A 24932-nucleotide genomic window follows, 5' to 3' on the forward strand; every position below is an offset into this window, starting at 1 on the left:
ACTCCTCCTCAACCCCCGCCTGTCGGGGGTTTTTTCTCATTGATGGTGCGATATGGACTCAATCGAACAACAAATCACTGAACTGCGAACCACGCTTCGCCATCATGAATATCTCTATCATGTTATGGACGCACCGGAAGTCCCGGATGCGGAGTATGACCGCCTGATGCGCGAGCTGCGCGAATTAGAGGCGCAGCATCCTGAACTCATCACACCGGATTCCCCCACCCAGCGCGTCGGCGCTGAGCCGCTGGGGGCTTTCAGCCAGGTGCGTCATGAAGTGCCTATGCTGTCGCTGGATAACGTCTTCGATGAAGAGAGCTTCCTCGCGTTTAATAAGCGCGTGCAGGATCGCCTGAAAAGCAGCGACTCCCTCACCTGGTGCTGCGAGCTGAAGCTGGATGGCCTGGCCGTCAGCCTTCTCTACGAAAACGGCGTGCTGGTGCGTGCCGCGACGCGTGGCGACGGTACGACGGGGGAAGACATCACCACCAACGTGCGTACCATCCGCGCGATCCCGCTGAAGCTTCAGGGTGACAACATTCCTGCGCGTCTGGAAGTGCGCGGCGAGGTGTTTCTGCCGCAGGCGGGCTTTGAGAAAATTAACGAAGAGGCGCGTCGCACGGGCGGGAAGGTGTTTGCTAACCCGCGTAACGCGGCGGCGGGCTCGCTGCGCCAGCTTGACCCGCGCATCACCGCGAAGCGACCGCTTACTTTCTTCTGCTACGGTGTCGGTATTCTGGAGGGCGGCGAGCTGCCGGATACCCATCTCGGGCGTCTGCTGCAGTTTAAAGCGTGGGGACTGCCGGTGAGCAACCGCGTTCAGCTCTGCGACTCACCGGAAGCGGTACTGGCGTTCTACCACAAGGTGGAAGAGGATCGTCCGACGCTCGGCTTTGATATTGATGGCGTGGTCATCAAGGTGAACTCACTGGCGCTGCAGGAGCAGCTGGGCTTTGTGGCGCGCGCGCCGCGCTGGGCGGTGGCGTTTAAGTTCCCGGCTCAGGAGCAGATGACCTTTGTCCGTGACGTAGAGTTCCAGGTCGGCCGTACGGGTGCCATTACTCCGGTTGCCCGTCTGGAGCCTGTGCAGGTTGCGGGCGTGCTGGTGAGTAACGCCACGCTGCATAACGCCGATGAAATCGAACGCCTGGGCCTGCGCATTGGTGACAAAGTGGTGATTCGCCGAGCGGGCGACGTTATTCCGCAGGTAGTTAACGTAGTGGAGTCAGAACGCCCTGCTGAAACGCGCGAAATCGTCTTCCCAACCCACTGCCCGGTGTGCGGCTCTGACGTCGAGCGTGTGGAAGGCGAAGCGGTGGCGCGCTGTACGGGGGGCTTAATCTGCGGTGCCCAGCGTAAAGAATCGCTGAAGCACTTCGTCTCCCGTCGGGCGATGGACGTCGACGGCATGGGCGATAAAATTATCGATCAGCTGGTTGAGAAAGAGTATGTCCACACGCCAGCGGATCTCTTCAAACTGACGGCGGGCAAACTGACCGGTCTGGATCGCATGGGGCCAAAGTCAGCCCAGAACGTGGTTAACGCGCTGGAAGCCGCAAAAGAGACCACCTTCGCCCGCTTCCTGTACGCGCTGGGCATTCGTGAGGTGGGTGAAGCGACGGCCGCTGGTCTGGCGGCGTACTTTGGTACGCTGGAGGCGCTGGAAAAGGCGGGCATCGAGGAGCTGCAGAAAGTCCCTGATGTCGGCATCGTCGTCGCCACGCACGTCTTTAACTTCTTCGCCGAAGAGAGCAACCGTGAAGTTATCGGCAAACTGCTGGAAGAGGGCATCAGGTGGCCCGCACCGGTAGTGGTCAACGCCGAAGAGATCGACAGCCCGTTCGCCGGTAAAACGGTGGTGCTGACCGGCAGCCTGAGCCAGCTTTCACGCGACGATGCAAAAGCGCGTCTGGTGGCGCTGGGGGCAAAAGTGGCGGGCAGCGTGTCGAAGAAAACCGACCTGGTGATCGCCGGGGAAGCGGCGGGTTCGAAGCTGGCGAAAGCCCAGGAGCTCGGCATTGCGGTTATCGACGAAGCGGAAATGATGCGTCTGTTAGGAGAGTAACGTGGAGAAAGAGCAGCTCGTTGAGATCGCCAATACCGAGATGCCGTTCGGTAAATACAAGGGCCGCAGGCTGATTGATTTGCCGGAGGAGTATCTGCTGTGGTTTGCCCGTAAGGATGAATTTCCGGCAGGGCGGCTGGGCGAGCTGATGGCGATAACGTTACTGATCAAAACCGAGGGGCTGACCCAGCTGGTGCAGCCCCTGAAACGTCCTTAAGCCTTCGCGGCGCGGGTCTCTTCCTGCGCCAGCTTTTCGGTCTGGCGCTTGTAGCGACGCGCCAGCACCGCGCAGACCATCAGCTGGATCTGGTGGAAAATCATCAGCGGCAGCACCATCATCCCAATCACCGAGGTCGGGAACAGAATGTTGGCCATCGGGATGCCGTTCGCCAGGCTCTTCTTCGAACCGCAGAAGACAATCGTAATTTCATCCGCTTTGTTGAAGCCGCATTTGCGTGCCACAAAGACGTTTACCGCTATTACGATCGCCAGCAGGACAATGCTGACCACCACGATAAACAGCAGCGAGCCTGCTCCCACCTTGTGCCAGATGCCATTTACCACCGCTTCACTGAAGGCGGAGTAAACCACCAGCAGAATCGACGTCTGGTCGGTTTTTGAAATCCATTTTTTATGCTTCGCCACAAACGCCCCGGTCCACGGGCGGGAGAGATGGCCCAGCACAAACGGCAGCAGAAGCTGCAGACAGATTTTGCCCACCTGCTCAAGGTTACCTTCCGCACCGTGCATGTTCATCAGCAGGCCCACCAGCAGCGGGGAGACGAAAATCCCCAGCAGGCTGGAGGCGGAAGCTGAGCAAACTGCTGCCGCCACGTTCCCGCCCGCGAGAGAGGTAAAGGCAATGGCAGACTGCACGGTAGCTGGCAGAATACAGAGATACAGGAAACCGGTGTAGAGCGCCGGGTCGACGTTAACCGGCGCCCACCAGGCAAACAGCACCCCGAGGATCGGGAACAGAATGAAGGTGCTGCACATCACCCACAGATGCAGCCGCCAGTGTCCGCCGCCTGCGATAATGGCCTCGCGGGAGAGTTTGGCGCCGTGCATAAAGAACAGCAGGGCGATGGCCGCCGTGGTCAGCCCCTCAAAGAACGGGACGAACCCGCCGCGAGCCGGGAAAAACGAAGCCAGTAAAACGGTAACCACCAGGGTAAGCGTGAACGGATCAAGGATACGAAAAAGTTTCATAATCACTCCTGAAAGCAGATGTCGCTATTGTGCTTTCTTCCATTTGAGAAATAAAATTGATTTATTGCATCCATTCATGAATTAAACAGATGAATTATTCATTACGTCAGCTTCGTGTTTTTGTCACCGTGGCGCAGGCTCGCAGCTTTAGCCGGGCAGGAGAGATGATTGGCCTGAGCCAGTCGGCGGTCAGCCACAGCGTGAAAGAGCTGGAGAATCAGACGGGGGTAAGATTGCTCGATCGCACCACGCGCGAAGTGGTGTTGACAGAAGCAGGGCAGCAGCTGGCCCTGCGCCTTGAACGGCTGCTGGATGAGCTGAACAGCACGCTCAGAGACGTGGGAAGGCTGGGCCAGCAGCTTTCGGGAACCGTGCGGGTCGCGGCCAGCCAGACGATCTCTGCGCACCTTATCCCTCAGTGTATTGCCGAGGGAAGCCAACGCTACCCGGACATTGATTTTGTGCTGCATGACAGACCGCAACAGTGGGTGCTGGAAAGCATCCGCCAGGGGGATGTTGATTTTGGTATTGTTATCGATCCCGGTCAGGTGAGCGATCTGGCGTGTGAAAGCATACTTTCGGAGCCCTTTTTGCTGCTCTGCCGAGACGACGATCCGCTGTCCACGTTACCGGAAGTCAGCTGGCAGTCCCTGCAAGGCGCGAACCTGGTTTTACAGGATTATGCCTCGGGCAGCCGTCCGCTGATTGATTCCGCGCTGGTGAATCAGGGCGTAAAGGCAACAATTGTGCAGGAGATTGGTCACCCGGCGACGCTGTTTCCCATGGTGGAAGCTGGCATTGGCATCAGCGTGTTGCCCGCCCTGGCGCTTCCCCTGCCGCAGGGAAGCCGGCTGGCCGTCAGGCGATTAACGCCCGCTATCGAGCGAAAGTTAATGCTGGTGCGGCGAAAAAATCGTTCACTCTCGGGGGCGGCGCAGGCTATCTGGGAAGTGGTGCGTATCCAGGCACAACGATTAACCGAAGCCCGCATACGCGACCCACTGTTTAACGCATCAGAAGATTAGATGTAGATATCGATCTGATTTTTGTCTGACGGGCTGTTTACACCTTCCACTTTGCCAAGCTTTTGCTCCTGCTTCTTCTGGGCCTCTTCGGCCTGCTGGCGCTGCAGTGCGGCGAGCTGTGCCTGCAGCACTTTGATTTGGGTCTGAATCAGTTCCTGCTGCTTCTTCTTCTCATCGGTGCTGATGGGGCTGTTCGACAGCTCTTTTAACTGCTGGGTCAGCTTTTTGATCTTGTCGAGAATGCGGGTGATTTGCGCAGATATATCGTTACTGCTCGAAGTGCCACTCGCGCCGCTGGTTTGAATCTGTTGGGTTGAAGCCTGAATGGTCGTCATACTTTTTCCTCGCGTTATAAAACAGAGGTATCGGCACCGACGGGATTAGCTTGAGCAAAACTGCCATATCTGGCAGGGAGTTGCATCGATACACAATCAGTATTGATGGTGCGGTGAAAGTGTATTGGAGGTCACCGGCAGTCTGAAGATATAAGACGTAAGTCATGCGATCCCCGCTGTCGCGATCTTCATCCTTAAGGAGCCTCTATGACCCTCTCGAATAATCCGTGGTACTGCGCCGACATCATTCGCGCCGCTAAGCCGAACTTCACGCCCCGCGTGGCGTTTATTCTCGGCTCTGGCCTGGGCGCGCTTGCCGACCAGATTGATGACGCCGTTTCTATGAGCTACGAAAAGCTGCCGGGCTTCCCCGTGAGCACCGTGAACGGGCATGCCGGCGAGCTGGTGCTCGGGCATCTGGCCGGGGTGCCGGTTGCCTGCATGAAGGGGCGCGGCCATTTCTACGAAGGGCGCGGGATGACCATCATGACCGATGCGATCCGCACCTTTAAGCTGCTGGGGTGCGAGCTGCTGTTTAGCACCAATGCGGCGGGTTCATTGCGTCCTGACGTTCAGCCAGGAAGCCTGGTTGCTCTGAGCGACCATATCAATACCATGCCGGGCACGCCGATGGTGGGGCTGAACGAGGAGCGCTTTGGCGAGCGTTTCTTCTCCCTGGCCAATGCTTACGACGCGGATTACCGCGCCATTCTGCAAACCGTGGCGACGAAAGCCGGCTTCCCGCTCCATGAAGGGGTATTTGTTTCTTATCCCGGTCCAAACTTCGAGACGGCGGCCGAGATCCGCATGATGCAAATTATCGGCGGTGATGTGGTGGGCATGTCCGTGGTGCCGGAAGTGATTTCCGCACGCCACTGCGGCCTGAAGGTCGTGGCCGTTTCTGCAATTACCAATCTTGCGGAAGGGCTGGGCAATGTCAAACTCTCGCATGAACAAACCCTCGCTGCCGCTGAGCTTTCCCGTCAGAACTTTATCAATCTTATCTGCGGTTTTCTTCGCCATATTGCCTGAGTAAAACAATAAAGTGGCCCGGCAGGGCCACGCTGCTATAGGGAATGGGTTATGAACATCACGACTCGCTTAAAGATGATGTCCTTTATACAATATTTTATCTGGGGGAGCTGGCTGGTTACCCTCGGCGCTTACATGATTAACACCCTACACTTTACCGGCTCCGACGTGGGCATGGTGTACAGCTCCAAAGGACTTGCCGCGATCGTTATGCCTTCGCTGGTGGGGATTATTGCCGACAAGTGGCTGCGGGCGGACCGCGCCTACGTGATTTGCCACCTCGTTTGCGCCGTCGCGCTCTGCTATGCCGCGCAGGTCAATGAGCCGGGCCTGATGTTCTGGGTCATGCTGGTGAATGCGATGGCCTTCATGCCCACGATTGCGCTGTCGAACACCATTTCCTACTCCTGTCTTGAACGGGCAGGGCTGGATACGGTGAGCCATTTCCCGCGAGTGAGGGTGTATGGCACCGTGGGCTTTATTACCGCGATGTGGGCCATAAGCCTGATGGGGGCGGAGCTGAGCAACGTGCAGCTCTATATTGCGGCTGCCGCGTCCGTGCTGCTGGCGCTCTATTCTCTGACGTTGCCAGCCATTCCGGTTGCGACGACAAAAACGTCTCCGTCTCTGGCAAGCAAGCTGGGCCTCAATGCGTTTATCCTGTTTAAACAGCCCCGCATGGCGGTGTTCTTTTTATTCGCGATGCTGCTCGGCGCCGTGCTGCAGATAACCAACACGTTTGGCAGCCCCTTCCTGCATGATTTTGCGCGTAATCCGACGTATGCAGATAGCTTTATCGTCAAATATCCGTCCATCCTGCTCTCCGTTTCGCAAATCGCTGAAGTGTTCTTCATTCTGACCATTCCGTACTTCCTCGGACGATTTGGTATCAAAACCGTCATGCTGATGAGCATGGTGGCCTGGATGCTGCGGTTCGGGCTGTTTGCCTTTGGCGATCCGTCTGCAACAGGGTTTATGCTGCTCATGCTCTCAATGATTGTCTACGGCTGCGCGTTCGACTTTTTCAATATTTCAGGCTCGGTATTTGTTGAACAGGAGGTCAGCGCCGATATCCGCGCCAGCGCGCAAGGGTTGTTTATGACGACCGTTAACGGTATCGGGGCGTATTTCGGTTCGGTATTGAGCGGTATGGCAGTCGATTACTTCTCGGTGGACGGAGTGAAGGACTGGCAGACGATCTGGCTGGTATTTGCGGCCTATGCCCTGGCGCTCGCGGTGGTCTTTTATTTCAGCTTTAACTATCGCTATACGTGTAAAAACAGCGAGATGCGCGCAGTTGTGCACTAAATTTCCCCTCAGGGCGATGAAAGGCTTTAAGGTAGGCACATGAGTATTATCGCCAGGATATGTTTTGATGGAACGCGCCTATCGGACCGATCTCAAGCTGCTGCGCTATTTTCTGGCCGTGGCGGAGGAACTGCATTTTGGACGGGCTGCGGCCCGTCTCAATATGTCTCAGCCGCCGTTGAGCCTGCATATTAAAGAGCTGGAAAGTCAGCTGGGCACGTTACTGTTTATTCGCCACTCGCGGAGCGTCGCGTTGACGCATGCCGGCAAAGTGCTAATGGAAGAGTCCCGTCGGCTGCTCGCCAGTGCAAACCAGGCGCTGGCTCGCGTCGAGCAAATTGGCCGGGGGGAAGCAGGGCGCATTGAGCTCGGGATTGTGGGCACCGCCATGTGGAGTGAGGTGCGCACGGTGATGCGCGCTTTTTTGAAATCGCACCCGAATGTTGATGTCGTTTTCCGCGAGAAATCCCCGGTAATGCAGATGGCGCTGCTTGAGCGCCGGGAGCTGGATGTGGGCATCTGGCGAATGGCAACGGAACCTACCCCGGGGTTTACCAGCCTGCGGTTGCGTGAAGCGGCTTTCCTGGTGGCGATGCCGGAAGATCACCGGCTGGTGAGCGAATCATCGATTGCGCTCGCAGAGTTGCAGGACGAGTATTTTGTCACGATGCCTTCAGCGCATTCTGACTGGGCATTTTTACATCGAGTCTGCCAGCAGGCCGGGTTTTCGCCGATGATCGTGCGTGAAGCCGTTGAGCCGCAAACGGTACTGGCGATGATCAGTATGGGCATGGGGATTACGCTCGCCGCAGACAGCTACGCGCAAATGCAGTGGCCGGGCGTGGTGTTCCGCCCGCTGAAAGAGCGTATACCGGCAGATTTGTATGTAGTCTATGACGAGAAGCAGGCGACGCCAGCGGTGAAGACATTGATTGCGACGTTGAAAATGTAAATCGCAGATAGCAAAAAAGCGCCTTTAGGGCGCTTTTTTACATTGGTGGGTCGTGCAGGATTCGAACCTGCGACCAATTGATTAAAAGTCAACTGCTCTACCAACTGAGCTAACGACCCGAAATGGTGGGCGATGACGGGCTCGAACCGCCGACCCCCTCCGTGTAAAGGAGATGCTCTACCAACTGAGCTAATCGCCCATTTCGGAACTGCTGCGATAAGGTGAGAATGGTGGGCGATGACGGGCTCGAACCGCCGACCCCCTCCGTGTAAAGGAGATGCTCTACCAACTGAGCTAATCGCCCAATCTCAATTCTTATCTACACTGCGAGCCTACCGAAGTAGATGGTGGGTGATGACGGGCTCGAACCGCCGACCCCCTCCGTGTAAAGGAGATGCTCTACCAACTGAGCTAATCACCCCCGCTGTGTGGAGTCGCATTATAGGGAGAGTTGAAAATGAGTCAACGCATTTTCTAAAGTTTTTATTTGTTCGTCGTAAAATTAAACAAAACGATCGCGAAACGGGCAGTGGCGCATGATTTCTAAACAAAAATCGCAAACTCGGTCACGATAAAGGGATCAACATTGAGGAATCCCCCCACAGTGATAGAATATTGCCCATCGTTTTTTCCCCAGGATTTGCCGATTGCCGGCATCTATATAACGTAAGGCCATTTCATGAAAATCAAAACTCGCTTCGCGCCGAGCCCGACAGGCTATCTGCACGTCGGTGGTGCACGTACCGCTCTCTATTCCTGGCTTTTCGCACGCCACAACAAAGGTGAGTTCGTGCTGCGTATTGAAGACACCGATCTTGAGCGCTCCACGCCGGAAGCAATTGAAGCCATTATGGATGGGATGAACTGGCTGAATCTGGAATGGGATGAAGGTCCTTACTTCCAGACCAAACGCTTTGACCGCTATAACGCTGTCATTGATGAGATGCTGGTAGCGGGCACGGCGTATAAATGCTACTGCTCAAAAGAGCGTCTGGATGAACTGCGTGAAGCGCAGATGGCGAATGGTGAAAAGCCGCGTTATGACGGCCGCTGCCGCCATGACCATAGCGAGCATGCTGCTGATGAGCCTTGCGTGGTACGTTTTGCTAACCCGCAAGAAGGCTCGGTGATCTTTGACGACCAGATCCGTGGCCCAATTGAATTCAGCAACCAGGAGCTGGACGATCTGATCATCCGTCGTACCGACGGTTCCCCAACCTACAACTTCTGCGTTGTGGTTGACGACTGGGATATGGAAATTACCCACGTTGTCCGTGGTGAAGACCACATCAACAATACGCCACGTCAGATCAACATTCTGAAGGCGCTGAACGCTCCTGTGCCTGTCTATGCGCACGTCTCCATGATCAACGGTGATGACGGCAAAAAACTGTCTAAACGTCACGGTGCGGTAAGCGTTATGCAGTATCGCGACGATGGCTATCTGCCAGAAGCGCTGCTGAACTATCTGGTGCGTCTGGGCTGGGCCCACGGTGACCAGGAGATCTTCAGCCGCGAAGAGATGATCGAACTCTTCTCTCTGAGCTCAGTCAGCAAATCAGCCAGCGCGTTTAATACTGACAAGCTGCTGTGGCTGAACCATCACTACATCAATACCATGCAGCCAGAATATGTGGCGACGTACCTGCAGTGGCACATTGAGCAGGCAAATATTGATACCCGCACTGGCCCTGAGCTGGCGGATCTGGTGAAACTGCTCGGCGAGCGCTGCAAAACGCTGAAAGAGATTGCTGAAAGCTGCCGCTATTTCTATGAAGAGTTTGCTGAGTTCGATGCGGACGCTGCCAAGAAACACCTTCGCCCGGTTGCGCGTCAGCCGCTGGAAGTGGTGCGTGACAAGCTGGCTGCCCTCACAGAGTGGACCGCTGAGAATGTGCATCACGCCATTCAGGCGACGGCGGACGAGCTGGAAGTCGGTATGGGTAAAGTCGGTATGCCACTGCGCGTTGCGGTGACCGGTGCGGGTCAGTCTCCGGCACTGGACGTAACGGTTCATGCCATCGGCAAATCACGCAGCGTGGCGCGCATTAACAAGGCGCTGGACTTCATCGCTGAACGTGAAAATCAGCAGTAATTACGTCTAAGAAAAAACAAACGGCAGGGTAACCTGCCGTTTTTTTATGCCTCTTTTTCCGCGATACCGAGACGCGTAAGAAAGCCGTGAATGCCTTCGCGTTTTAATAAGACGTCCAGACGCTTCTGCTCTGACGGAGTCATACTCTCCAGCGTATCAATAATGCCTGAGGGCAGGTTTGAAATGGGTTCACTGTAGGAAGCAGTGGCCTCCGCGAGATGGTAAACCGCCTGACGGTTGCGGATCGCCGGGAGGCTCATAATATGTTCTTTCACGCGCGCATCGACATGAATGAGCCGCGCGCGACCGCCTTTCACGCCGTTGAGCCCTTCGGTTTTCCACCCCTGCTGGCGTATCCAACGATTAACCGTTTGCCTGGCGACGCCCAAACTCTCCGCCAGCTCTTCCGTGGTCATTTTGCTCCGTAATCTTTTCATATCAGTCCCGATCGCGTATCCCTAAACGTTGCAACAAGCCGGTGATCCCTTCCCGTAATAACAGCGATGTCATCTGCTTCTGCTCTTCCGGCGTCATTTCATTAGCCAGCGTCAGGAGTAGGGTGTGAAGCGAACGGTCATGGCTGGTGCCTTCTGGCAGTTCGGACGTTTCGCTTGCCCGACGTGCGCTGCGGATAAAGTCACGGACTTTTTCGTTCACATGCACCAGGCGCGCTTTTCCGCCCTGGACGCCTGGTTTTGGTGATGTAATCCAACCCTCTTTGCGTACCCATTTATTGATGGTCTGGCGGCTATAGCCAGTGAGGAGGGCTAACTCTTCTGGCGTCATTCGTTCCTTGATCATGCAATTTCCTGAATATCTGTGGGGTTAATTAACGGCTCATTTTATAGCACCGTTTAACGTGAAAACGTGACACGCTTAACTCCTGACTGCGAGCAGACTCGCAAAGTGATTCATTTGCATGATTTTTCGGCGATTGAATCGCTGGAATTGATTTTGCCGTTGACACTCCGCAGCGGAATTCATATTATGCCGCCCGTCAACATGACAGCTTTACGATGGGGCTATAGCTCAGCTGGGAGAGCGCTTGCATGGCATGCAAGAGGTCAGCGGTTCGATCCCGCTTAGCTCCACCAAACTCTGAACCCAACAGAGTGCGGTCAGTAAAGTCACATGTGGGGCTATAGCTCAGCTGGGAGAGCGCTTGCATGGCATGCAAGAGGTCAGCGGTTCGATCCCGCTTAGCTCCACCAAAATTGTAAACCCTCGTCGAATGACGGGGGTTTTTTTTATCTGTATGTAACGCCCGTTACCGCATTTTGTTATCAAAAAGAAGGTATTCCTGTACCTCTCCTCAATCGAAATCAATAAACCAGTCTATAAATAGACTTGAACTTGATTCGCGAAATTAATAAACCTATTATCCATCCGGTCAATGGTTCTCCCGGAAAATAATGTCCCTGATTAATGAATAAAAAAACGTATAATAATGTAAAGATATTTATGATTGCCCTGGCACTCTGCCTGATTTCGGTACCCGTCTCCCGATATCTTTCTCCACGCGCAATTGTTAATGGTCACGACGTTTATTTAGCATGGTTACCTTTAAGCGTAATGCTCGCGGTAATACTGCTATTTGGACGCAGGGCTATTCTTCCCATTGTGTTAGGTTTTACTGTTACTAATTTATTTTACGTTAATTTAGCACCGCTACAATATTCAGTTTTACTGTTCTGTCAGACCTTTGCGCTTTTCGCGGCGTGCGGCCTGCTACGTCTCATGCTGGGCAAGCGCTGGCGTCACAGCATCCCTAACAAGCACATCGGGCTACGTATATTCTGGCTCGGTTTTATCGTGCCGTTAGGTATTAAACTTTCGATGTATTTGGCAGGCTATTTATTTGATTTTCCGGTGACTATTTCCACCTTTTTCGGCGAAGGAACGGTAATTTATAACGTTGTGGATATACAAAGCCTGATATGTGCGGCATTGATTTTCACCATGATGTTCTATTACCCATTAAGAATGATAATTAATCCTCGTTATGCCATCACCTTCTGGCGGCGAAGCGTGAAGCCTGTGTTTTATCACAAGAATCTATTATTTATATTTGTCTGGCTGATGCTTTTAGGCTTCATTCTCGTCATTTTATGTGGTCCTTTTGAATCTCCCGTCATTGCGGGTTATTTGATGCCGCTGATTTTTATTCTTTTTACCTTAGCGATAAGCCGACTGACCTATGCGTTGATTTCTCTGCTGTGGGCGGTATCTGCGCTCCTGCTGTTGACCTACAACTACAACTTCCTTAACGGGGTGGAATCGGGCCATTCGCTCTCCTTTATCCTCTCCGTGTTGATCTCTTTCGCCATCTGCTTACTTTACATGTCGCGAATTTACCAGCGCAGCGAGTGGCTGAAGCGGGGCTGGCAGGACAGGGCGCTAACCGATCCTCTTACCGGTTTGCCCAATATTCGTGCGCTGGAGGATTACCTTGAGATCCATCCGGATGCCAAAGTGTGCATTCTGCGCATGGATAACCTGGAGTTTTTGAGCCGCCACTACGGGATTATCATGCGGGTCCACTGCAAAAGAACGATCGCCACGTCGCTTCAGCCGCTCCTGCAAAAAGATGAGCTGCTCTTCCAGCTGCCCGGAAGCGAGCTGGTGCTGGTATTGCTCGGGCCGGAAATTGCTGAACGTCTCCAGCATATGGTCGATCGGCTCAACAGCAATAAAATTTTCTGGAACAACACCGGGCTGGATATTGAGTTTGGCGCGTCCTGGGGAATGGTTGAAAACGGCGAAAACCTGCATCACACGCTGGGGCAACTGAGCTGGCTGGCAGAACAGGCCTGCGGAGAGCAAAACGTACTCGCGCTCACGAATAGCCTTGAGGCGGCCTCAGGACAAACGACAGAGCGTGTCCTGATGCTGGCGCGGATTAAGCATGCCCTGGATGCGGGGCAGTTCCATTTGTATGCGCAGCCGATCCAGAAGGCGGACGGGAGCGGCTACTACGAAATTCTGGCGCGTATGGAGAGCGAGGGCGAGATCTTCACTCCTGACCGCTTTATTCCGCTGATTGCGCAGTTCAACCTCAGCCACAGGTTTGATATGTGCGTCATGGAAAAATTACTGGTGTGGCTGCGCGATAACCCTGCACCGCACTCTGGCGCCCGTTTTTCCGTCAACCTGATGCCGCTTACGCTGATGCAAAAAGAGGTGGCGACCGAGATTTGCGCGCTATTTGAACGGTACGGTGTGGCACCTCAGGCCGTCGTGATTGAGATTACCGAAGAGCAGGCATTCTCCAATTCAGGCTCGAGTATAAACAATATTCAGCAGCTGCGGGATTATGGTTTCCGGATTGCTATCGATGATTTTGGTACTGGCTACGCTAACTATGAGCGTCTCAGACGCCTGCAGGCGGACATCATTAAAATCGACGGCTGCTTTGTGAAAGACATTTGTACAGACGACATGGATGCCATGATCGTGCAGTCGATGTGTAATCTGGCGAAGACGAAATCGCTGTGCGTTGTAGCGGAATACGTCGAAACACCGGCGCAGCGGGAGATGCTCCTTCGCTTCGGTGTGGATTACCTGCAGGGCTACCTGATAGGCAAACCCAAACCGCTGGAAGAATTGCGGGCATAAAAAAACCGGGAGCCAGGCTCCCGGTTTTTGTTTAACGCTAAAGGTTAGAGCACCAGTGCCGCGATAGAAGCAGACAGGACGCTCACCAGCGTAGAACCGTAAACCAGCTTCAGGCCAAAGCGAGAAACCACGTTACCCTGCTCTTCGTTCAGGCCTTTAATCGCACCCGCGATAATCCCGATGGACGAGAAGTTCGCGAAGGAGACCAGGAACACGGAGAGAATACCTTCCGCGCGCGGAGAAAGCGTGCTGGCAATTTTCTGCAGATCCATCATCGCAACGAATTCGTTAGAAACCAGCTTGGTTGCCATGATACTGCCCACCTGCAGCGCTTCGTGAGCCGGAACACCCATCACCCATGCAATCGGGTAGAAGATGTAGCCCAGAATGCCCTGGAAGGAGATACCCAGCACCGCGGCGAACAGGGCGTTCAGGCCAGAAATCAGCGCAATGAAGCCGATCAGCATGGCGGCAACGATAATCGCCACTTTGAAACCGGCCAGAATGTATTCACCCAGCATTTCGAAGAAGCTCTGGCCTTCGTGCAGGTTTGACATCTGGATATTTTCTTCGCTGGCGTCAACGCGGTACGGGTTGATCAGCGAGAGAACGATAAAGGTGCTGAACATGTTCAGAACCAGCGCAGCAACCACGTATTTTGGTTCCAGCATGGTCATATACGCGCCCACGATAGACATGGAAACGGTAGACATTGCGGTTGCCGCCATGGTGTACATGCGGTTGCGGGACATCTTGCCGAGAATATCTTTATACGCGATGAAGTTCTCAGACTGACCGAGGATCAGGGAACTGACGGCGTTAAAGGATTCCAGCTTACCCATACCGTTCACTTTGGATAACAGGAAACCAATGCCACGAATCACGAACGGCAGAACGCGGATGTGCTGCAGAATACCGATCAGCGCGGAGATGAAGACGATAGGGCAGAGAACCTTCAGGAAGAAGAACGCCAGACCTTCGTCGTTCATTTTACCGAAGACAAAGTTGGTCCCTTCATTGGCGAATCCGAGCAGTTTTTCGAACATTTCGGAGAAGCCTTTCACGAAGCCGAGGCCTACGTTGGAGTTCAGGAAGAACCACGCAAGTAAAACTTCAATGACCAGCAGCTGGACAACATAACGGATACGAATTTTTTTGCGGTCTGTGCTGACCAGCAATGCAAGTGCAGTAACGACAACAAGTGCCAGGACAAAATGAAGGACGCGGTCCATATTTGCTCCAAATATGAGGCAGGTTTAATTTTCGTGCACATTCTATGTAACAAGCGAAAAGAAAACGAGATCGAGGACACACTATAGTTACATCCTGTGACGAGTCTCAAAAATAGTGATCCACAATACATTTTTGTTATGTTAGGTAAATGAGTGAAAAGTTAAGTTTGTGTGCTAGTCTTCACAAAAGCGCGCGCGATATTCAGTTTCTGTAAGATCGCCCCACTTACCCGCCCGCCTATCGTTCAAAGCTATCAGAGAAATCACTGTAAACTTCACAAATGATCTTGATAATCATTCTCATTTTGATAGCATTAAACATAGCAAAGGCTATATTTCAGAGGCAGAAATGACAAACAGTCGCGTAGAGGGTAGCAGTGGCAGAGCCGCGCGCAAGTTGCGGTTCGCATTAATGGGACCTGCGTTCATCGCTGCCATTGGCTATATCGATCCAGGTAACTTTGCGACCAATATTCAGGCCGGGGCCAGCTTCGGCTATAAGCTGCTGTGGGTAGTCGTCTGGGCTAACCTGATGGCGATGCTGATTCAAATGCTCTCCGCAAAGCTGGGGATTGCCACGGGTAAAAACCTGGCGGAGCAAATTCGCGACCATTATCCGCGCCCGGCCGTCTGGCTCTATTGGGTCCAGGCGGAAATCATCGCCATGGCCACCGATCTTGCTGAATTTATCGGCGCAGCGATCGGCTTTAAGCTGATTCTGGGCGTGTCGCTGTTGCAGGGGGCGGTGCTGACCGGGATTGCCACGTTCCTGATCCTGATGCTGCAGCGTCGGGGCCAAAAGCCGCTGGAGAAGGTCATCGGCGGTCTGCTGCTGTTTGTCGCGGCGGCCTATATCGTCGAGCTGATTTTCTCACAGCCGAATCTGGCCCAGCTCGCTAAAGGGATGGCGATCCCAAGCCTGCCAACCTCGGAAGCGGTGTTCCTGGCCGCCGGGGTGCTGGGGGCGACCATCATGCCGCACGTGATTTATCTGCACTCTTCGCTGACGCAGCATCTCCACGGTGGGACGCGCAAAGAGCGGTACTCCGCTACCAAATGGGACGTGGCGATCGCCATGACCATCGCCGGGTTTGTCAATCTGGCGATGATGGCAACCGCAGCCGCGGCTTTCCACTTTAACGGTCACACCGGTATTGCCGATCTCGACCAGGCGTATCTCACGCTGGAGCCGCTGCTGAGCCATGCTGCCGCTACGATATTTGGTCTCAGCCTGGTGGCTGCCGGTCTTTCTTCTACGGTGGTGGGTACGCTGGCAGGCCAGGTGGTGATGCAGGGGTTTGTCCGGTTCCATATTCCGCTGTGGGTGCGTCGCTCCGTCACCATGCTGCCGTCATTTGTCGTGATTTTGATGGGGCTCGACCCAACGCGAATTCTGGTCATGAGCCAGGTTCTGCTGAGTTTTGGTATTGCGCTGGCGCTGGTGCCGCTGCTGATCTTTACCAGCAACAAATCCCTGATGGGCGAGCTGGTCAACTCAACGCTGGTGAAGCGTACCGGGTGGGCCATCGTGGTGGTGGTGGTGGCGCTGAACCTGTGGCTGCTGATTGGCACAGCGTTGGGGCTGTAAAAGAAAAAGGAGCCGTGAGGCTCCTTTTTGCTGTTAGTCGTCATGACCGTGGTGGCCATGTCCGTGACCTTTGCCACGACCCCAGCCGCCGCGACGGTCGTCACGATCGTTCCACCCTTCACGGTAGCCGCGCTCGTAGGCGCTGCCTTTATACCAGCCGCGATGTCTGCCGTTATCATGTTTCCACCAGCGATCGCCGCGCCACTCATAGTGACGATGCCAGTAATCACGGTCGCGCCAGTCGCCGCCGTCCCAGTATCTGCCGTAGTCGTCACGATCGCCAATTTGTAATTTTACTGATGGCAACAGGGTGATTTCGCCCGCAGTGGCGATCAGCGGAGCCGAAGCCAGTAATACCGCTGCAAGAATCAGTGACCTGAACATACTCTTTCTCCTTCACGATCGGGGCCTTTGTTGGGCCTGTTAACGCAATTTTACGAGTTGGTAAACCTTCGTATCATCGCCTCAACTCCGAATTCCTGGGTGAGAGCACTTTTTGCTAAAAGCGGTTCTATTTTGAGCTGCTCAGAATCCCTTCTATACGGTCCAGCTCTTCTGCAGAGAAATGGCGGTTTGCCAGCATGCCCACGGCGTCATCAATCTGCGCAGCTTTACTTGCCCCAATCAGCACCGATGTCACTTCCTCATGGCGTAATACCCAGGCCAGCGCCATCTGGGAGAGCTTCTGGCCACGCTCTTCCGCCATGGCGTTCAGCTTTCTTACCTTCTCCAGCTTCTCTTCGGTTATCTGATCGGGATTAAGGAACTGACTGCCGCTTGCCGCGCGAGAGTCTGCCGGAATGCCGTTCAGATAGCGATTGGTCAGCTGCCCGCCGGCCAGCGGCGAGAAGGGAATACAGCCAACCCCTTTTTCCTGCAGCACGTCCAGCAGTCCCGCTTCCGGGGCTCGTTCAAAAAGGGAGTATTTCGGCTGGTGGATCAGGCAGGGCGTTCCGAGGTCATTGAGGATATCAATCGCCTGGCGAGCCAGAACAGCCGGGTAGTTGGATAACCCGACGTACAGGGCTTTTCCCTGGCGCACCGCATGGTCAAGCGCTTTCATGGTTTCCAGCAGCGGCGTTTGTGGGTCTGGACGGTGATGATAGAAGATATCCACATACTCCAGCCCCATGCGCTTCAGGCTTTGATCGAGGCTTGCCAGCAGATATTTGCGTGACCCCCAGTCGCCGTAAGGGCCATCCCACATGGTATAACCCGCTTTGGTTGAGACGATCAGCTCGTCGCGCCAGGGCAGGAAATCCTCCTGTAAAATACGCCCGAAATTACGTTCGGCCGATCCGGGAGGCGGGCCATAGTTATTGGCAAGGTCGAAATGCGTAATACCCAGATCGAACGCGCGCTGTAAAAGTTGACGGCTGTTTTCGATAAGGGTGGTGTCACCAAAGTTATGCCACAGCCCAAGCGAGATGGCGGGCAACCTGAGCCCGCTTCGCCCGCAGCGGCGATACTCCATTGTCCCGTAACGATTTTTGTCCGGCTGATAACCCATTTTCGTAACCTCTGGCGCTGAAGTGAAAAATCAGTGTATGCGTTTACATTTACGTGAAAAAAAGCAGCATAGCGCAGCCTTTTTTGTAAAGCATTCTTTCCATGTCCTTCTTATCGCCAATTCTGGACAGCCATCACGCTTATTTAATACTCAAGGTGAGGTCAAAACATTAGAAGGATACCTGTTTATGCGTACCCCATACTGCGTCGCCGATTACCTGCTGGACCGTCTAACAGATTGTGGAGCCGATCATCTGTTTGGCGTGCCGGGCGACTATAACCTGCAGTTTCTCGACCATGTAATAGACAGCCCGGATATCTGTTGGGTGGGCTGTGCCAACGAGTTAAACGCCTCTTACGCCGCGGACGGATATGCCCGTTGTAAGGGCTTCGCCGCGCTGCTGACGACATTTGGCGTAGGAGAGTTAAGCGCCATGAACGGCATTGCGGGCAGCTACGCCGAGCATGTTCCGGTCTTGCATATTGTGGGCGCGCCGGGGATGGCATCACAGCAAAGAGGTGAGCTGCTGCACCATACGCTGGGCGACGGTGAGTTTCGTCATTTCTATCATATGAGCGAGCCGATCACCGCTGCGCAGGCGATCCTGACCGAGCAAAACGCCTGTTATGAAATCGACCGGGTGTTAACAACCATGCTCCGGGAGCGTCGCCCCGGCTACCTGATGCTGCCTGCCGACGTGGCAAAAAAAGCCGCCACCCCTCCTGTAAACGCTCTCACGCTCCGGCATAAGCATGCCGATAGCGCCTGCCTGAAAGCATTCCGGGATGCCGCAGAAAACAGGCTTGCCGGGAGCAAGCGTACTGCGCTGCTGGCCGATTTCCTTGTCCTGCGCCATGGCCTGAAGCATGCGCTACAGAAATGGGTCAAGGACGTGCCGATGGCGCACGCCACCATGCTGATGGGCAAAGGGATATTCGACGAGCGTCACGCCGGTTTTTACGGCACCTACAGCGGTTCGGCGAGCGCTGGCGCGGTAAAAGAGGCGATTGAAGGGGCGGATACCGTGCTGTGCATCGGCACGCGTTTTACCGATACCCTGACCGCCGGCTTCACGCATCAGCTCACCCCGGCGCAGACGATAGAAGTTCAGCCTCATGCCTCACGCGTCGGTGATATCTGGTTTACCGGCATCCCCATGCTTCAGGCAATCGAAACGCTGGTGGATCTGTGCAAACAGCACGTGCGCGAGACGCCCTTGCCGTCCTCTCAAAGCACAATGGCCTACCCGCAGCCGGATGGCTCGCTGACGCAGGCGAATTTCTGGCAAACGCTGCAGACGTTTATTCGTCCGGGAGACATCATTCTTGCGGATCAGGGCACCTCGGCCTTCGGCGCGATCGACCTGCGTCTTCCGGCTGACGTGAATTTTATCGTCCAGCCGCTGTGGGGATCGATCGGCTATACGCTGGCGGCGGCGTTTGGCGCACAAACGGCCTGCCCGAACCGGCGCGTGATTGTCCTGACGGGAGATGGCGCGGCGCAGCTTACTATCCAGGAGCTCGGCTCGATGCTGCGGGATAAACAACACCCCATCATTCTGGTCCTTAACAACGAAGGGTACACGGTAGAAAGGGCGATCCACGGGCCGGAGCAGAGATATAACGACATCGCGCTATGGAACTGGACGCAAATCCCGCAGGCACTGAGCCTTGATCCTCAGGCCCAGTGCTGGCGGGTTAGTGAAGCGGAGCAGCTGGCGGACGTCCTTGAAAAAGTGGCGCACCACGAGCGGCTCTCGCTGATTGAGGTGATGCTGCCGAAAGCCGACATCCCACCGCTGCTGGGGGCGATCACCAAAGCGCTGGAAGCGCGCAATAGCGCCTGATTATTTGTCGTTTCGCCAGGCCATCATCATCGGTTTGCCCGCCAGCAGGAGCCAGGCGGGCAACATCACGATACAAAGCAGAGGGAAAAGCGTCGAATCCGGTACGACTACCGCCGCCATAAACAGGCTTAGCCACGCGTCGCGCGTGACCACCAGAACCAATCCCAGAATAGAACAAGAGACGGTAATCGCCGCCGGGACCGCATCGACATGCTCGTGCAGCATTAGACCCAGCGCGACGCCGACAAAGACCGCCGGAAAAATGCGTCCACCGCGGAAACCGCAGGCGGCCGCTACCACCAGCGCGGCCAGCTTAATCACGGCAAACAGCAGATAGTCAGAGACGCTAAACACCTGGCTGAAGGCCAGCTGCTGCATCTCGTCCAGACCTTTAAACAGCGTCACCGGCCCGCCGATTGCCCCTAAAATACCGAGGATCAAACCGCCGGCTCCCAGAATCAGCACCGGGTGTTTGAGTCTATGCATCAGCCGGTGCAGACGTGGAAGGCACCATACCGCCACCATGCCCAGCGCAATGGCGATGGCGACGACGATGGCGCCGCTGAAAATATCGGCGATTTGCATCTGGCCGTAGTGGGGAAGGGAGAGTGAAAAATGGGGATGGAAAAACAGGCTGGTGGTCAACGCTCCGGCGGCTGCGGCCATCAGCGGTGCAAACAGCTTATCCCACAGCGGGACGTCGTTATTGCTGCTGAGCGTCTGCGAAAAGATCAGTGCCGCCGCAACGGGCGTGCCGAAAAGCGCCCCGATGGTGCCTGCTGAGGCGAGAATGGTCCAGTCCAGCGCGCCGACGCGGGGCAAAATGCGTGAACCAAGAAAAACAGCCAGGCCAATATTCACGGCCATAATCGGATGCTCAGGTCCCAGACTAACGCCTCCAGCCAGACCGATAATCAACGCAATGATGAGCCCTGGCAATGCGGCGGGGGCAACCGGGGCACCAATCAACGGTTCCTGTGCCGGATCGGGGCCGGCATGGCCGGGACTGAAACGGATCACCAGGCCCACCGCAATACCGGTTAACGTCAGCATCCCAACGATCCAGGCAGGAGAGTCAGCGGTGACGCCCAGTCCTGCAGGAAGCGCGTTCCATAACAGTGTTTGCAGCACCGACGCGACTTTCATCACGACGATGAGCACCAGACTTGAAACCACGCCAATGATGAGCGCCGGAATGGCCAGCAACAGCATGGTTCTGGCTCGCGGGTGGAGCATGATGATTTCCTTGTACAAAACGGTATTACGTTACTTTGCACATTAAGCTTTATGGCAATAGTGCAAAAGGTGCTGAAACGGTAAAGTTATTCTGTGACGAAGATCGATAATCCATGGGCATTCACCTTACGGCCGTTGTTGTTATCACGCCTTGAATTTACAGTGTCCCAAAGATTTATTCTGACTTTAGCGGAGCAGTAGAAGAATGACAAAGTATGCTTTGGTAGGTGATGTGGGCGGCACAAACGCGCGCCTCGCATTATGCGATGTAAGTAGCGGTGAAATTTCCCGGGCGAAAACCTACTCAGGGCTGGATTATCCAAGCCTTGAGGCCGTTGTCCGCGTCTATCTGGACGAGCATCAGGTAAGCGTAGAAGATGGCTGCATCGCCATTGCCTGTCCGATAACCGGCGACTGGGTCGCCATGACCAACCATACCTGGGCATTCTCCATCGCCGAGATGAAAAAAAACCTCGGCTTTGCGCATCTTGAAATCATCAATGACTTCACCGCGGTATCCATGGCGATCCCGATGCTGAAGCCTGAGCATCTGATCCAGTTCGGTGGCGCTGAACCGGTAGAAGGTAAGCCGATTGCGGTTTACGGGGCCGGTACCGGTCTGGGCGTTTCACATCTGGTGCATGTCGCTCAGCGCTGGGTGAGCCTGCCGGGTGAAGGCGGTCACGTTGACTTTGCGCCAAACAGCGAAGAAGAGGGCATTATCCTCGAAGAATTACGCGCGGAGATCGGCCACGTCTCCGCCGAGCGCGTGCTATCAGGACCGGGGCTGGTGAACCTGTACCGGGCGATTGTGAAGTCGGACGGTCGTCTGCCGGAAAACCTGCAGCCGAAAGACGTCACCGAACGCGCGCTGGCGGACAGCTGCATTGATTGCCGTCGTGCCCTGTCGCTGTTCTGCGTGATTATGGGGCGCTTCGGCGGCAACCTGGCGCTGACGCTGGGCACCTTCGGGGGCGTTTATATTGCGGGCGGAATTGTGCCGCGCTTCCTCGACTTCTTCAAAGCCTCCGGCTTCCGCGGCGGGTTTGAGGATAAAGGGCGCTTCAGAAGCTACGTGCAGGACATTCCGGTTTATCTGATCGTGCATGATAACCCAGGCCTGCTGGGGTCGGGTGCCCACCTGCGTCAGGTTCTCGGTCAAATTCTCTGATGCATGGCCCTCTCCCGCGGGAGAGGGCTTTTTCGTTACAGGTGCATGAGCTGGCGGAACTCTTTCACCTTGCTGCGGCTCACCGGCACCTGAAAATCCAGATCCTTCAGGCGCAAGATATAGGTGTTGTTAAACCACGGTTCGATCTCGCGGATCTTGTTTAAATTCACGCAGAACGAGCGGTGGCAGCGGAAAAAGTGCGCCGCAGGCAGCTTGCTGCAAAACTCGGTGATGTTCATCGCCATCACGTAAGATTCCCGCCGCGTATAGACAAACGTCATCTTTTCATGGGCTTCGGCATAGTAGATATCATTGACTGGCGTCACGATGATGCGCTCGTCTTTGACCAGATTAATGGTATCGTTTTCCCGTACCGTTGGGCTGGCGCTAGCGGGGGCGGTCTGCTGCTGCCATGCGGCCTCCAGCTTCTGCAGCATGCTGACAATCCGCGACTCCTGGTAAGGCTTAAGGATATAGTCAAACGCCTCTAGCTCGAAGGCCTCTACGGCGTGCTCTTTCCATGCGGTAACGAACACAATAAACGGCTTATGGGCAAACTGATTGATGTTTTGCGCCAGCAATACGCCATCCAGCGACGGAATGTTGATATCCAGGAAGATGGCGTCGACCCGGTTATGCTGCAGAAACTTCAGCACGTCCAGACCGTCATCAAAGGTGCCCACAATCTCCATCTGGCTGTGGGTGTTGATAAGCCAGGTTAGCTCCTGTTGAGCCAGGATTTCATCTTCTACGATGATGACTTTCATGGGTTACTCCACCTGGGGCAGCAGTGATGTTGTCGAATGAACGGGCGAGCGCTCGTTCGGAACGTAAAAAGCAATTTCGGTGCCCGGTTCAAGACGCTGAATGTGCAGCCCGTCGCCATAGAGCAGCTTGACCCGGTGGTGCACGTTCAGCAGGCCGATTTTATTTCCGGGCATCTCGTTAGACTCCACGCGCTCAATGACTTTAGGATCAATCCCGTGGCCGGTATCGCGCACCGCAATGCGCACGCGGTTGCCGCTTTCGGTGATGCTGATGGTAACGACGCCTTTGCCTTTACAGGGCTGAATGCCGTGAACAATCGCGTTTTCGACCAGCGGCTGGATAAGCAGGCTCGGGATCACGCAGTTGACCTCTTCATCAATATCGTAAATGACCGTGAGCTTGTCGCCAAAGCGCGCCTGCTCAATCGCGATGTAGTCTTTGATCTGGTACAGCTCTTTTTTGATGTCGATCTGCTCGTCATCTTTCAGCTCGATGTTGTAGCGCAGATAGCGCGACAGGTTAAAAATCAGCTGGCGAGCGGTGTCCGGATTAAGACGAATGGACGAGGAGATAGCGTTCAGCGCGTTAAACAGGAAATGGGGATTGATTTTGCTCTGCAGCGCGCGCAGCTCTGCCTTATTTGCCATCTCACGCAGCTGTTCTGCCCGGGAGACCTCCAGCTGGGTGGAGATAATCTGCGACAGGCCAATCGCCATCTCCTGTAGCGAGGAGGTGATCTGATGCGCGTGACAGTAATAAATTTTCAGCGTGCCGGTCACGACGCCTTTCTCCCACAGCGGGATCACCAGCATAGAGTGGATTTCCGGCGTTCGGTGGGCTTCGTCATTGTTTTTAATAATGATTTTACCGTAGTTAATCGCCTGTCTGGTGGTTGGGCTGATGGTGTCATCATTATCGCGATAGTTGTGTTCCCCGACGCCAACGTAGGCCAGCACGTGGTCAATATTGGTGATGGCGACGGCGTCCGCGTGGATGTCGTGGCGGATAATTTCGCAGACCTGACGCAATGATTCTGCGTTAACGTGGCGGAAGAGCGGCAGCGTTTTGTTGGCAATATCCAGCGCCAGCTTGGCCTGTCGGGCGGCGCTGGCCTCTTTTTCCCCTTCAACGCTTTGCACCAGCAGCACGATAAAACCGATGCAGACGCTGCCCAGGATCATCGGAATCCCGATTTTCGAGACGATATCCAGCCCCAGCGCGGTGGTCGGGGCCCAGACGACGACCAGGATCATGGTCAGCGTTTCGCATACCATGCCTGCGACGATCCCGGCGCGCCAGCGCTGTTTTTTCGGGATTTTGCGGCTGATCCAGCCGGAGAGCACCCCGGCGATAATGCTGGTAATAAAGCAGGGCACCGCCGTTACGCCGCCGATATCAATCAGGTAGCGGTGGGTTCCGGCAATCACGCCGGTGATAACGCCCACCCAAGGGCCAAACAAAATCCCGCCGGACATGACGGCGATTATGCGCACGTTTACCAGCGAACCCTCTACCGGCACGCCGGACCAGGTACTGAACAGGGCGAACAGCGAAAAGATGGCGGTAACGGCCAGCAGCTCTTTTGGCGAGTGGGCTGATTTGTGCAACAGCTCGCGAAACAGGCGAATGCGGATGAGGAAGAACAGGCAAATCAGCATTAATGCCGCACGGTCAAAAACCGCCAGCAGCATAGTGAATATTTCGTGCACGAGTAGACCTGGGAAAACGGGAAAGGACCATGATAAAAAACCTGGCGCGTATTGACCAGCTATCCGTCAGGTTTATCAAATGAGGAAAAACCATAATTTGTAAAGGGGATTGTCAGGCGGTGACCGATGCGTCCAGTTTTTTTCTTACCGGCGCACCATCAGGTAACTGGGTTGATATCACCCTGTTAAATAACAGCTATCAGAAAGCTATTCCCGAAACAGAGACTTCCGCT

The 24932-nt window shown here is 54.9% G+C and carries 21 protein-coding genes and 6 tRNA genes; 13 read left to right on the forward strand and 14 right to left on the reverse strand.

Annotated features, from left to right (window positions below):
* The first annotated feature begins 52 nt into the window (after positions 1-52).
* A complete protein-coding gene (ligA, locus tag RVY89_RS02945) occupies positions 53-2068 on the forward strand; it encodes an NAD-dependent DNA ligase LigA (RefSeq protein WP_484826846.1) in 2016 nt (671 codons plus the stop codon).
* A gap of 1 nt (position 2069) precedes the next feature.
* On the forward strand, positions 2070-2285 hold the full coding sequence (locus tag RVY89_RS02950) for a DUF3820 family protein (protein WP_003861328.1): 216 nt from the start codon (positions 2070-2072) through the stop codon (positions 2283-2285).
* Here the strand turns inward: RVY89_RS02950 and RVY89_RS02955 are convergent.
* Entirely contained in the window at positions 2282-3277 is a 996-nt protein-coding gene (locus RVY89_RS02955) for a bile acid:sodium symporter family protein (protein ID WP_024907615.1), read from the reverse strand. The two genes, RVY89_RS02950 and RVY89_RS02955, sit on opposite strands and share 4 nt — an antisense overlap.
* A gap of 89 nt (positions 3278-3366) precedes the next feature.
* On the opposite strand from RVY89_RS02955, the gene RVY89_RS02960 reads away from it, so the two are divergent.
* Positions 3367-4302 (forward strand): LysR family transcriptional regulator, encoded by a 936-nt coding sequence (locus RVY89_RS02960; RefSeq protein WP_484826847.1) that lies wholly within the window; start codon positions 3367-3369, stop codon positions 4300-4302.
* Here RVY89_RS02960 and RVY89_RS02965 read toward each other — a convergent pair.
* On the reverse strand, positions 4299-4637 hold the full coding sequence (locus RVY89_RS02965; protein WP_484826848.1) for a FlxA-like family protein: 339 nt from the start codon (positions 4635-4637) through the stop codon (positions 4299-4301). The genes RVY89_RS02960 and RVY89_RS02965 overlap by 4 nt on opposite strands.
* Before the next feature lie 207 nt (positions 4638-4844).
* On the opposite strand from RVY89_RS02965, the gene xapA reads away from it, so the two are divergent.
* The 3 genes from xapA (at position 4845) to RVY89_RS02980 (ending at position 7929) form a co-directional block, all read left to right on the forward strand.
* Complete coding sequence (xapA, locus tag RVY89_RS02970; RefSeq protein ID WP_484826849.1) at positions 4845-5669, forward strand: xanthosine phosphorylase; 825 nt, start codon at positions 4845-4847, stop codon at positions 5667-5669.
* A 51-nt stretch (positions 5670-5720) separates the two neighbouring features.
* Positions 5721-6977 (forward strand): nucleoside permease, encoded by a 1257-nt coding sequence (locus RVY89_RS02975; protein WP_484826850.1) that lies wholly within the window; start codon positions 5721-5723, stop codon positions 6975-6977.
* 67 nt (positions 6978-7044) lie between these two features.
* Entirely contained in the window at positions 7045-7929 is an 885-nt protein-coding gene (locus tag RVY89_RS02980; RefSeq protein WP_484826851.1) for a LysR family transcriptional regulator, read from the forward strand.
* A gap of 43 nt (positions 7930-7972) precedes the next feature.
* Here the strand turns inward: RVY89_RS02980 and RVY89_RS02985 are convergent.
* The 4 genes from RVY89_RS02985 to RVY89_RS03000 form a co-directional block, all read right to left on the reverse strand.
* Positions 7973-8048, reverse strand: a tRNA-Lys gene (locus RVY89_RS02985).
* A gap of 4 nt (positions 8049-8052) precedes the next feature.
* Positions 8053-8128 (reverse strand) — tRNA-Val (locus RVY89_RS02990).
* Between the two features lie 29 nt (positions 8129-8157).
* Positions 8158-8233, reverse strand: a tRNA-Val gene (locus RVY89_RS02995).
* 41 nt (positions 8234-8274) lie between these two features.
* Positions 8275-8350, reverse strand: a tRNA-Val gene (locus tag RVY89_RS03000).
* Between the two features lie 258 nt (positions 8351-8608).
* Here RVY89_RS03000 and gltX point away from each other — a divergent pair.
* Complete coding sequence (gene gltX / locus RVY89_RS03005) at positions 8609-10024, forward strand: glutamate--tRNA ligase (RefSeq protein ID WP_484826852.1); 1416 nt, start codon at positions 8609-8611, stop codon at positions 10022-10024.
* Positions 10025-10068: 44 nt separating this feature from the next.
* On the opposite strand, the gene RVY89_RS03010 is transcribed toward gltX, so the two are convergent.
* Together RVY89_RS03010 and RVY89_RS03015 are read right to left on the reverse strand one after the other, a co-directional pair.
* A complete protein-coding gene (locus RVY89_RS03010; protein ID WP_484826853.1) occupies positions 10069-10461 on the reverse strand; it encodes a YfeC-like transcriptional regulator in 393 nt (130 codons plus the stop codon).
* Position 10462: 1 nt separating this feature from the next.
* Positions 10463-10825: a YfeC-like transcriptional regulator gene (locus RVY89_RS03015; protein ID WP_045909399.1), complete on the reverse strand. Its 363-nt coding sequence runs from the start codon at positions 10823-10825 to the stop codon at positions 10463-10465.
* Positions 10826-11042: 217 nt separating this feature from the next.
* Between RVY89_RS03015 and RVY89_RS03020 the strand changes: the two genes are divergently transcribed.
* From RVY89_RS03020 to RVY89_RS03030, 3 genes are all read left to right on the forward strand, one after another.
* Positions 11043-11118 (forward strand) — tRNA-Ala (locus RVY89_RS03020).
* A 41-nt stretch (positions 11119-11159) separates the two neighbouring features.
* Positions 11160-11235: transfer RNA gene (locus RVY89_RS03025), tRNA-Ala, on the forward strand.
* A gap of 214 nt (positions 11236-11449) precedes the next feature.
* Complete coding sequence (locus RVY89_RS03030) at positions 11450-13639, forward strand: EAL domain-containing protein (RefSeq protein WP_484826854.1); 2190 nt, start codon at positions 11450-11452, stop codon at positions 13637-13639.
* A 44-nt stretch (positions 13640-13683) separates the two neighbouring features.
* On the opposite strand, the gene RVY89_RS03035 is transcribed toward RVY89_RS03030, so the two are convergent.
* The gene (locus tag RVY89_RS03035) at positions 13684-14871 is read right to left on the reverse strand and encodes a NupC/NupG family nucleoside CNT transporter (RefSeq protein ID WP_484826855.1); all 1188 of its coding nucleotides are present in this window, start codon (positions 14869-14871) and stop codon (positions 13684-13686) included.
* A gap of 349 nt (positions 14872-15220) precedes the next feature.
* Between RVY89_RS03035 and RVY89_RS03040 the strand changes: the two genes are divergently transcribed.
* On the forward strand, positions 15221-16459 hold the full coding sequence (locus RVY89_RS03040) for an Nramp family divalent metal transporter (protein WP_484826856.1): 1239 nt from the start codon (positions 15221-15223) through the stop codon (positions 16457-16459).
* Positions 16460-16492: 33 nt separating this feature from the next.
* Here RVY89_RS03040 and RVY89_RS03045 read toward each other — a convergent pair whose 3' ends face one another.
* Both RVY89_RS03045 and mgrA read right to left on the reverse strand, forming a co-directional pair.
* Positions 16493-16843 (reverse strand): DUF2502 domain-containing protein, encoded by a 351-nt coding sequence (locus tag RVY89_RS03045; RefSeq protein ID WP_484826857.1) that lies wholly within the window; start codon positions 16841-16843, stop codon positions 16493-16495.
* Between the two features lie 127 nt (positions 16844-16970).
* On the reverse strand, positions 16971-17969 hold the full coding sequence (gene mgrA / locus RVY89_RS03050; RefSeq protein ID WP_484826858.1) for an L-glyceraldehyde 3-phosphate reductase: 999 nt from the start codon (positions 17967-17969) through the stop codon (positions 16971-16973).
* A 187-nt stretch (positions 17970-18156) separates the two neighbouring features.
* On the opposite strand from mgrA, the gene ipdC reads away from it, so the two are divergent.
* The gene (gene ipdC, locus RVY89_RS03055) at positions 18157-19815 is read left to right on the forward strand and encodes an indolepyruvate decarboxylase (RefSeq protein WP_484826859.1); all 1659 of its coding nucleotides are present in this window, start codon (positions 18157-18159) and stop codon (positions 19813-19815) included.
* Here the strand turns inward: ipdC and RVY89_RS03060 are convergent, their stop codons facing one another.
* Positions 19816-21051 (reverse strand): ion channel protein, encoded by a 1236-nt coding sequence (locus tag RVY89_RS03060; protein ID WP_484826860.1) that lies wholly within the window; start codon positions 21049-21051, stop codon positions 19816-19818. It abuts the gene before it with no gap.
* A 205-nt stretch (positions 21052-21256) separates the two neighbouring features.
* On the opposite strand from RVY89_RS03060, the gene glk reads away from it, so the two are divergent.
* Positions 21257-22222, forward strand: a complete 966-nt coding sequence (gene glk / locus RVY89_RS03065) for a glucokinase (RefSeq protein ID WP_048029635.1) — start codon at positions 21257-21259, stop codon at positions 22220-22222.
* A gap of 35 nt (positions 22223-22257) precedes the next feature.
* Here the strand turns inward: glk and RVY89_RS03070 are convergent, their stop codons facing one another.
* Complete coding sequence (locus RVY89_RS03070; RefSeq protein WP_159125739.1) at positions 22258-22989, reverse strand: LytR/AlgR family response regulator transcription factor; 732 nt, start codon at positions 22987-22989, stop codon at positions 22258-22260.
* A gap of 3 nt (positions 22990-22992) precedes the next feature.
* Positions 22993-24699, reverse strand: coding sequence for a sensor histidine kinase (locus tag RVY89_RS03075; protein ID WP_024907633.1), 1707 nt, complete (start codon positions 24697-24699; stop codon positions 22993-22995).
* Positions 24700-24932 lie beyond the last annotated feature (233 nt).

It is taken from the genome of Enterobacter sp. 3U4, from assembly GCF_057224565.1.

Excerpts from the sequence above, each read along its gene's own strand:
- RVY89_RS03030 (WP_484826854.1), top strand. The coding sequence starts at position 11,450 with ATGAATAAAAAAACGTATAATAATGTAAAGATATTTATGATTGCCCTG.
- RVY89_RS02975 (WP_484826850.1), top strand. The coding sequence starts at position 5,721 with ATGAACATCACGACTCGCTTAAAGATGATGTCCTTTATACAATATTTT.
- RVY89_RS03040 (WP_484826856.1), top strand. The coding sequence starts at position 15,221 with ATGACAAACAGTCGCGTAGAGGGTAGCAGTGGCAGAGCCGCGCGCAAG.
- RVY89_RS02955 (WP_024907615.1), bottom strand. The coding sequence starts at position 3,277 with ATGAAACTTTTTCGTATCCTTGATCCGTTCACGCTTACCCTGGTGGTT.
- RVY89_RS03035 (WP_484826855.1), bottom strand. The coding sequence starts at position 14,871 with ATGGACCGCGTCCTTCATTTTGTCCTGGCACTTGTTGTCGTTACTGCA.
- glk (WP_048029635.1), top strand. The coding sequence starts at position 21,257 with ATGACAAAGTATGCTTTGGTAGGTGATGTGGGCGGCACAAACGCGCGC.
- RVY89_RS03045 (WP_484826857.1), bottom strand. The coding sequence starts at position 16,843 with ATGTTCAGGTCACTGATTCTTGCAGCGGTATTACTGGCTTCGGCTCCG.
- RVY89_RS03015 (WP_045909399.1), bottom strand. The coding sequence starts at position 10,825 with ATGATCAAGGAACGAATGACGCCAGAAGAGTTAGCCCTCCTCACTGGC.
- ipdC (WP_484826859.1), top strand. The coding sequence starts at position 18,157 with ATGCGTACCCCATACTGCGTCGCCGATTACCTGCTGGACCGTCTAACA.
- gltX (WP_484826852.1), top strand. The coding sequence starts at position 8,609 with ATGAAAATCAAAACTCGCTTCGCGCCGAGCCCGACAGGCTATCTGCAC.
- RVY89_RS03010 (WP_484826853.1), bottom strand. The coding sequence starts at position 10,461 with ATGAAAAGATTACGGAGCAAAATGACCACGGAAGAGCTGGCGGAGAGT.
- xapA (WP_484826849.1), top strand. The coding sequence starts at position 4,845 with ATGACCCTCTCGAATAATCCGTGGTACTGCGCCGACATCATTCGCGCC.
- RVY89_RS02965 (WP_484826848.1), bottom strand. The coding sequence starts at position 4,637 with ATGACGACCATTCAGGCTTCAACCCAACAGATTCAAACCAGCGGCGCG.
- RVY89_RS02980 (WP_484826851.1), top strand. The coding sequence starts at position 7,045 with ATGGAACGCGCCTATCGGACCGATCTCAAGCTGCTGCGCTATTTTCTG.
- mgrA (WP_484826858.1), bottom strand. The coding sequence starts at position 17,969 with ATGGGTTATCAGCCGGACAAAAATCGTTACGGGACAATGGAGTATCGC.
- RVY89_RS03070 (WP_159125739.1), bottom strand. The coding sequence starts at position 22,989 with ATGAAAGTCATCATCGTAGAAGATGAAATCCTGGCTCAACAGGAGCTA.
- RVY89_RS03060 (WP_484826860.1), bottom strand. The coding sequence starts at position 21,051 with ATGCTCCACCCGCGAGCCAGAACCATGCTGTTGCTGGCCATTCCGGCG.
- ligA (WP_484826846.1), top strand. The coding sequence starts at position 53 with ATGGACTCAATCGAACAACAAATCACTGAACTGCGAACCACGCTTCGC.
- RVY89_RS02960 (WP_484826847.1), top strand. The coding sequence starts at position 3,367 with ATGAATTATTCATTACGTCAGCTTCGTGTTTTTGTCACCGTGGCGCAG.